Source organism: Allokutzneria oryzae (assembly GCF_042429765.1).
GTDB classification, from domain to species: Bacteria; Actinomycetota; Actinomycetes; order Mycobacteriales; family Pseudonocardiaceae; genus Allokutzneria; species Allokutzneria oryzae.
This window is the reverse complement of record NZ_JBHLZU010000014.1, coordinates 110063-116598: the sequence shown is the minus strand read 5'-3', so window position 1 is coordinate 116598 and position 6536 is coordinate 110063. Positions and strand designations below refer to the sequence as shown.

Genomic DNA, 6536 nt, shown 5'->3' with positions numbered 1-6536 from the left:
CGCCAGGGGGTGGTGAGGGCGCGAGGGCGGGTGAGGTGGTGCCACCACGTGCGGGGCTAGGTACTGACCGCATAAGTCCGTTCCGGCTGCTGGAGGTGCGGTGGCCGAGCCTGTGTGGGTGCGCGGCTGATCCAGGTCGACGAGGACACGGTGCGGGACGTGACCCACCGGACTCGCCACAGTGGGTAGCCGACTGTGGCCGGTCGCGTCCACGGCGATGAGTTTTTCCGCCCCGGAGAGTCTCACCTTCGTTGTCGACGACACAGGAGGAAGACGTGGCCCAGCTACTGAGAGTCCAGAACTTCAACGTCTCGCGTGACGGAATCGGCGCCGGTGAGGACCAGACCCTTGAGAGGCCGTTCGGCCACGTGTCTCCCGAGAGGCTGTTCGCCTGGGCCGGTGCCACGGCGAGCTGGCCCAACCGCACCGACCCCGGGGGGAGCCGGGGCCTCGACGACTACTTCACGCGGGACTACGCACGCAACATCGGTGCCGAGATCATGGGCCGCAACAAGTTCGGACCCCAGCGCGGGCCCTGGCAAGACCACGAGTGGCGCGGTTGGTGGGGTGACAAGCCCCCGTTCCGCACCCCGGTGTTCGTCATGACACACCACAAGCGCCCGTCGTTCACGCTCTCCGACACCACGTTCCACTTCGTCGACGGCGACCCGGCCTCGGTCCTTGAGCAGGCCCGGGAGGCGGCGCAGGGCAAGGACGTCCGGCTCGGCGGCGGGGTTGGCACCATCCGGCAGTTCTTGGACGCCGACCTCGTCGACACCATGCACGTGGCGGTCTCGCCGGTGGAGCTCGGGTCCGGACTACGACTCTGGGAATCCCCAGGTGAGCTGCTCGACCGGTTCCACCTCGACGTCGTGCCCAGCTCCAGCGGCGTGGCACACCACCTGTTCTGGCGAAAGTGACAGAGAGGTGGTGGTCCACTGTGGACTACCGAGTGTGGTGAGTGCCGGGAGTGTGGCCGAAAGCGCGGCGGAAGACGTCGATGAACGCGCTGGTGGATGACCAGCCACAGGCGTGTGCCACGGCGGTCACCGCCGTGTTCTCGGCCAGCAGGACAAGTGCTCGGTAGAGCCGCAGTTGGGTGCGCCACTGCGGGAATGTCATGCCGAGATCGGCTTTGAAGAGCCGGGTCAGGGTGCGGTCGCTGGCGCCGACCTGTGCGCCGAGTGCCGCGAGGGTGCGGTTGTCGGCGGGGTTGGCGTGCAGGATCGCGCACAGTGCCCGGAGCCGGGAATCGGTGGGGGAGGGCAGGTGCACCGGCTGCTGCGGTGCGGCGCGGAGCTGGTCGAGCAGGACAGCGCGCAGCCGGTGCCGCTCCGGGACGTCCTCGTGCGGTGGGCGGGTGTAGGCGAGGATCAGTTCGCGGAGCAGCGGCCCGACGGCCAGCACGCTCGGTTCGGCCAACCTCAGCGGGTTGTCGGCCGCGGGGAGTCCGACCAGGTGGAGTTCGAGCTCACCGTGCGCCTGGTGGGCGTGCACCGTCCCGGCCGGTACCCAGATGGCGCGGGTGGCCGGGGCGACCCAGGAACCCCGGTCGGTCGTGATGGCCAGCACTCCTCGGGCCGCGTAGACGATCTGGTGGTCGTCGTGGCGGTGCGCGTCGATGCCCGCTCCGGAGGCCAGTGTCCGCACCTGTGTTGGCGCCACCGGCGTGTGGCGGATTTGCGTCATTGAATGGCACTTTATCGGAAGCGCGACGCTCGGTTGGGCCGCGAGCATGGCGTGGTGTCGCGGAACAAGTCGATCATCCTGCTGTCGGTCGGGCACGCCTGCGTGGACGTCTACCAGGGCGCGGTGGCCTCGCTCGTGCCGTTCTTCGTCGCCGAACGCGCCTATGGCTACGCCGCGGTGTCGGGCATCGTGCTCGCGGCGTCCCTGCTGTCCTCGGTGGCGCAGCCACTGTTCGGCGCGCTGACCGATCGGTGGGCGATGCCGTGGCTACTGCCGGTGAGCACGGTGCTCGGCGGGATCGGCATCGCGCTCAGCGGAGTCAGCGGTTCCTACGCGTTGACGCTGGCATTCGTTGCGCTGTCCGGAATCGGCGTCGCCGCCTACCATCCCGAGTCCGCCCGCATCGCCCGGATCGTCAGTGGCGGCAGGCACACCGCGATGGGCTGGTTCTCCCTTGGCGGCAACATCGGGTTCGCTGCCGCGCCCATCCTGGTTGCCGCTGTCATGGCCGCCGGCGGGGTGCGGTTCTCTCCGCTGCTCGTTGTTCCGGCCCTCGTCGGCAGCGTGCTGTGCCTGCCCGTCTTGCGTGCACTCGCGACACCCGCCAACACCAACTCCGCCACTGTTGGCCCTCGGGGCACCGATGACAAGGCATCGTTCGTGAAGCTGTCCTTGGCCGTGGTGTTGCGGTCCATTGTGTTCGTCGGTCTGAGCGCGTTCGTCTCCCTCTACGCCCAGCAGCGAACCGGCGGCGGCACCGCGTCAGGCAGCGCCGCGCTGTTCCTGCTCTATCTCGGTGGGGCCGCAGGCACCGTCCTTGGCAGCAGACTGGCTGATCGCTGGGACCGGGTCACCGTCGTGCGCTGGTCGTACCTCATCGCCGTCGCCGCCGTCGCCGGTGTCGTGTTCATCCCCGGCCCAGCCATCTACCTGTTCGTCGCGCTGACCTCCGTCAGCCTCTACGTCCCGTTCTCGCTGCAGATCACGCTCGCCCAGGACTACCTGCCCACACGGGTCGGTACCGCCAGCGGCCTCACCCTCGGCCTGGCCATCAGCGTCGGCGGCATCGCCAGCCCCCTCATCGGTGTCCTCGCTGACAACACGTCCCTGCAGACTGCTCTTGCCCCACTGGTCATCCTGCCCGCGCTGAGCTGGCTCATGATCCGCACTCTGCCCGAGCCGACCCTCGCGGCAGTCGCCGAACCGGCATCGGCTCCACCGCTGCGGTCGCGGTAGTTGTCGGGCTCCGGCCCCAGCCGAAAAGACCAGGTCCTCAAGCGCATTCCCGTCCATAGTGGACGACTGTGCGACTAGGGTCGCTGGCGATGAACAACGACCAGGACAAAGCGCTTCCCGCGTTAACGGTGAACCAGGCGCGGATGCTCCGCGTACTCGTGAAGAGCAGCCTGACCCGCGCGGGGCATGAGGTCACGGTCCACGCCGACCACGTGACGGACGCCAACGACAACGAGTACGGTCTCGAACCCTTGTCCCGCAGGCTCGTCGGCCAGCCGACGGCGAACTGGCCGGGCGTGGTCGACCAGCACCTCCAGGGCCTGGTCGCCGCGATGAACGGCGCGGATCCGTTCGCCGTGCCGACCGAGGAGCTGCTGAGCCGGACCTACCTGCGGCTCTACGACGCCGACGGTCTGCCGGACGTCGACTGGTTGAGCTACGCGCGCGAACCCGTCCCCGGTGTGCTGGAGCTGCTCGCCCTCGACCAGCCCGACACCGTGTCCACGTTCAACGACGACCGCGTCCGCCAGCACGGACTGGAGGTCCTGCGTGAGGCGGGCCTGCGCAACCTGCGGCGCGAGGTCGTCGAGGACCGGGCGGAGAAGAACGGCGTCCAGCTCCTGATGGGGTCGGTGTACCTGGCGTCCACCGCGTTGATCCTGGACGAGGTGGTCCAGCGCACGACCGGGGAAACCGAGCTGCCCAACGGGGTGCTGGTCGCGATGCCGTTCCGCAACCAGCTGCTGTACCACGTGCCGCGTGATCAGGGCATGGTCGAGGCGTTGGAAGCGATGACGGGGTTGGCGATCGCCGGTCACTCCGAGGAGGTCGGCCCCATCAGCCCGCACGTCTACTGGTGGAACAAGGGCGAGTTCCAGCAAGTGACCTACCACGACGAGCAGGACCGCACCATCGAAGTGCGGGTCGTGGACGGATTCGCCGACGTCTTCTCGCGCCTCTACCCCGACTAGACAACGGACCTCCGCGCGGCGCGCCCGAGGTAGCACCGCCTCGTGCCCCTCGTGCCCCCGTGCCCTCGTGCCCCGTGCGCGCGCGCCGTGCCCCCGTGCGCGCGTGGGCTGGCTGGCGTGGTCGGGGTTTTCGCGTTTTGTCACCTTGATGCGCGAAAGAGCGCTCCCAAATCGCATCAAGGTGACAAAACGCGAAATGAGGGGGCGCGCGGGTGAAGGGTAGGGAGTGCGTGGGCGAGGGGTTGGGGGTAGGGGGTGCGTGGGTGAGGGCGCCAGGGGGGTGGTGGGGTGGTGTTGTTGCGTGTAGGCCACGCATCCGCCAGCGGTGTTCTCAACCTCTCAGGTCAGGACGCCTAGGCAGGCCTCCCGTGCGGCGCGGACGGGGTGAGCCGAAAGCCGTTTCGTGCTCATGACGGGGAAAGCGAACGCTCTACAACCCCGCTTTGGTGGCGGGGTCGCCTGTCGATGCCGGACGCGGCAGCCGCAGCTGGTAGCCCTCGGCGAGGGGCTCCAGCAGCCCGGTGCGGCCGTCAGCGGGCAGGGGCTCCGGCCTCGGCACGTCCCACTCGCTGGGGTAGGCCGCCTGCGGCTGAAGCGATCACGCGGGCGGTCGGTGTCAGCTGCACGCCCAGCTCGCCGCGCAGCCCCATAAGGCGACTTCAACTTGCTCATGCGGTGATGGTCGGGGCGTCACCACAGGGTTCGCGCGTCACATCGCGGAGAGCAAAGCCCTTACCTGGTCGGCGATGACTCGGCGCCGGGACTCGAAGTCCGCGTCGGTCAGCGCCGCGGGATCGACCGGCAGGGCCAGGATCGGTGTGTGCAGGTGTCCACCCATGAGCTTCTTCGCGCCGAAGCCGACGCGCAGCCTGTTGGCCCGGTACATGCTCTCGTTCGAGAGGTAGTCGCCGCCACCGCCCTGCGCCGCTTTGGCACCCGGCGTCGGCTCGTCGCCGCGGCAGTCCGGTTCCGTCCCGACGGGCTTGCCGACCTTCCATTCGCAGAAGAACGGGTTCAGCGCGACCTTGTACGGGCCGGTGCCCGCGTCGACCATCTTCTGGTGGGGCAGGGTCGTCTCGATGAACTCGGTCGCGGGCTGCGGCCGGCCCTTGGTGGCGGGGGCCGGTCCGGTGGCCTTCGCGTCGTTGTTGTCCGCGGCGCCTCCGCGCCAGCGGCCGGCCCACCGCTCGATGTCGAAGGCGTCTTCCCAGCTGCCCTGGCTGATCGTGACGAACGCGTCGGGCATGACCCGTTGCTTCATCGCTTCGCCGAAGAACTGTTCGACAATCCCTTCGTCGAACGCGCTCCATGACACCGGCAGCACGGCCGCCTGGAACACGACCTTGCCGGTCGGCGTGGTGACCGTCCGGCCGTCGAGCTGGAGCGCCACTGTGCCGGACGGGTTGCTGTGCCGAACGTTGCCATCGTCCAAATGGAACGGATCGAACCCGCTCACCAGGACACGCCGGACACCGGCTTCGCTGCTCAGGGCGGCGTCGTTCAGTCCACGCGACGCGCGGTCGGCCCGCCGGACGAGATCGGCCCGCTGGGTGGAGCTGAGCGGAAACGCGGGCTTCCACTGCCGCACCGTCTTGGTGAGGTGCAGACGGGCCCAGTACAGGGGCCTGTCGTCGTCGACGTCATGCGCGTGCGGAGCGCCTTGGGCACGGGTGACGGCCTGTCGCCAGAGCTTGTTCCCCTCCTGTTCGACGAACTTGGCGGCCTGGCTCGCTGAGCGCTGCTCGCACAGCTGCCTGCTGAACCGGGAGACGGAGTCGCTGAACCCCGCACGCTTCACCAGTTCGGGACCGACTGCCGGGCCGCCCTCGGTGAGCTTGGCTTCCAGACGCTGTTCTTCGACGGTCGGCCGGGCCGCGGTGTCGTAACAAGAAGGGAGTGCGCTTGCGGTGCCAGGAATTCCGGTAGCACCAGCGGCCAGCAGGACAGCCAGGCCGAGAGTGGTTCTCGTAGTTCGACGACGCACCACGGAGATATTAGGGAATGCCCTGCAATGGGGCTTCGCCGCGTTCCCCAGGCGATCGCGCGGGGCAGCAGGGGGTGAGGATTCCTGTGCCCAGCCAGGTGAAGCGATTTACGTGTGCACGACATCGAGCCGGGCATCCGCGTCAGCCTCAGGTGAAACCGTTGTGCGCCAGATCGAGTGGAGCTAACTTGCGGAAATCCTGCTGGGGGTCAGCAGTGAGAACTGGGGCTGAAGGAGTACTTCCATGCGAGCACGAAAGCTGGCTGTCGCCTGCCTGATCGCGGGTTCGGCGGTAGCGGTGACCGGTGGTCCGGCCGCCGCGTCGGAGGCGACGACTCAGGGCGCCTGGATGGTCTACGCGTCCTATCCCAACACACTTCAGGGCTGGAGAGACTGCGGGAACGCCTCGGTGAACGTCTACAAGGGGCATTGCAAGCTCAACAGCGACACCAGCAACTCGGTCGACCTTTGGGGCTGGCGTTCCTGACGTCGGAGATGTCTTCGTGCGCCTGCTCACCCCTGCTGACGCCGAGGTTTTCGCCGTCAGCAGGGGTGAGCGGAGCACCTGGCCCGTCGGTCAGCAGATCGTGACGATCCCTTCCTTCTTGCAGGCCGAGAACGCCAGCCTGAGAAAATGAAGAGGCAGGGCACTGCCA

7 protein-coding genes are annotated in these 6536 nt (G+C 68.2%); 4 read left to right on the top strand and 3 right to left on the bottom strand.

From position 1 onward, the window contains the following. Nucleotides 1–275 precede the first annotated feature (275 nt). Nucleotides 276–920, top strand: a complete 645-nt coding sequence (locus ACFFQA_RS16835; RefSeq protein WP_377852903.1) for a dihydrofolate reductase family protein — start codon at nt 276–278, stop codon at nt 918–920. A gap of 25 nt (nt 921–945) precedes the next feature. Here ACFFQA_RS16835 and ACFFQA_RS16830 read toward each other — a convergent pair whose 3' ends face one another. After that, entirely contained in the window at nt 946–1689 is a 744-nt protein-coding gene (locus ACFFQA_RS16830; protein ID WP_377852902.1) for an AraC family transcriptional regulator, read from the bottom strand. Between the two features lie 54 nt (nt 1690–1743). Between ACFFQA_RS16830 and ACFFQA_RS16825 the strand changes: the two genes are divergently transcribed. Further along, nucleotides 1744–2925, top strand: a complete 1182-nt coding sequence (locus ACFFQA_RS16825) for an MFS transporter (protein ID WP_377852901.1) — start codon at nt 1744–1746, stop codon at nt 2923–2925. Between the two features lie 89 nt (nt 2926–3014). Then, on the top strand, nt 3015–3896 hold the full coding sequence (locus ACFFQA_RS16820) for a hypothetical protein (RefSeq protein WP_377852900.1): 882 nt from the start codon (nt 3015–3017) through the stop codon (nt 3894–3896). 430 nt (nt 3897–4326) lie between these two features. On the opposite strand, the gene ACFFQA_RS16815 is transcribed toward ACFFQA_RS16820, so the two are convergent. Both ACFFQA_RS16815 and ACFFQA_RS16810 read right to left on the bottom strand, forming a co-directional pair. Beyond that, nucleotides 4327–4455, bottom strand: a complete 129-nt coding sequence (locus ACFFQA_RS16815; RefSeq protein WP_377852899.1) for a hypothetical protein — start codon at nt 4453–4455, stop codon at nt 4327–4329. Nucleotides 4456–4605: 150 nt separating this feature from the next. Beyond that, entirely contained in the window at nt 4606–5880 is a 1275-nt protein-coding gene (locus ACFFQA_RS16810) for a PA0049 family protein (RefSeq protein ID WP_377852898.1), read from the bottom strand. Nucleotides 5881–6124: 244 nt separating this feature from the next. Here ACFFQA_RS16810 and ACFFQA_RS16805 point away from each other — a divergent pair, with 244 nt between their 5' ends. Then, entirely contained in the window at nt 6125–6367 is a 243-nt protein-coding gene (locus tag ACFFQA_RS16805; protein ID WP_377852897.1) for a hypothetical protein, read from the top strand. Nucleotides 6368–6536: the final 169 nt, after the last annotated feature.

Bases quoted from the DNA above. Each gene is read 5' to 3' on its own strand.
- ACFFQA_RS16830 (WP_377852902.1), bottom strand. From the start codon at position 1,689: ATGACGCAAATCCGCCACACGCCGGTGGCGCCAACACAGGTGCGGACA.
- ACFFQA_RS16805 (WP_377852897.1), top strand. From the start codon at position 6,125: ATGCGAGCACGAAAGCTGGCTGTCGCCTGCCTGATCGCGGGTTCGGCG.
- ACFFQA_RS16820 (WP_377852900.1), top strand. From the start codon at position 3,015: ATGAACAACGACCAGGACAAAGCGCTTCCCGCGTTAACGGTGAACCAG.